Annotated in this window: 1 rRNA gene; it reads right to left on the bottom strand. The window is 54.2% G+C overall.

Annotated features, from left to right (window positions below):
- Positions 1-452, bottom strand: a 23S ribosomal RNA gene (locus TY25_RS31505); the annotation flags it as partial.
- Between the last annotated feature and the right edge of the window lie 323 nt (positions 453-775).

Below are 775 nucleotides of genomic sequence, written 5' to 3'. Positions count from 1 at the left end.
CTCACTACAAGAGCCGTTGAGTTTTCGTCTACGGGATTCTCACCCTCTACGACAGGCCGTTCCAGACCACTTCGACTAACACAACGGTTTCTGACTCTCGCTTGCCACGGCAGTAACAAGAAAATGAGCCCCACAACCCCAAGAACGCAACCCCTGCCGGGTATCACACGCTCTAGGTTTAGCCTCTTCCGCTTTCGCTCGCCACTACTCACGGAATCACTATTGTTTTCTCTTCCTGTGGGTACTGAGATGTTTCACTTCCCCACGTTCCCTCCACACACCCTATATATTCAGATGCGGGTAACACGACATCACTCGTGCTGGGTTTCCCCATTCGGAAATCCTCGGATCTCAGCTCGGTTGACAGCTCCCCGAGGCTTATCGCAGCCTCCTACGTCCTTCATCGGCTCCTGGTGCCAAGGCATCCACCGTACGCTCTTAAACACTTACTAACAAAGATGCTCGCGTCCACTGTGCAGTTCTCAAACAACACACAAGACCCTCTCACTACTGCGGCACCAGCCAGGAACACATCCTGCGGTATGACCGCCGAGAAAGCCTCGTCGTTATCTTGCCTGGAAAAAACTCGCTTCCGCGTGTTCTTTCAGGACCCAATAGTGTGTCGGTATATCACCGCGGACCGGAGACACAGCTCCGATCACGATGCGATGAGATTGTCAGCGTTCCACCCATGAGCGTCCGCCGGATGACGTATGCATCCGAAACGGTCTCTGGCATCAGCGTTTACCATCCCCGACTCTTCGGGGTGCGATGC

The organism is Nocardia brasiliensis NBRC 14402, from assembly GCF_000308475.2.
GTDB lineage: Bacteria > Actinomycetota > Actinomycetes > Mycobacteriales > Mycobacteriaceae > Nocardia > Nocardia brasiliensis.
This window is presented reverse-complemented; position numbering and strand designations above follow the sequence as displayed.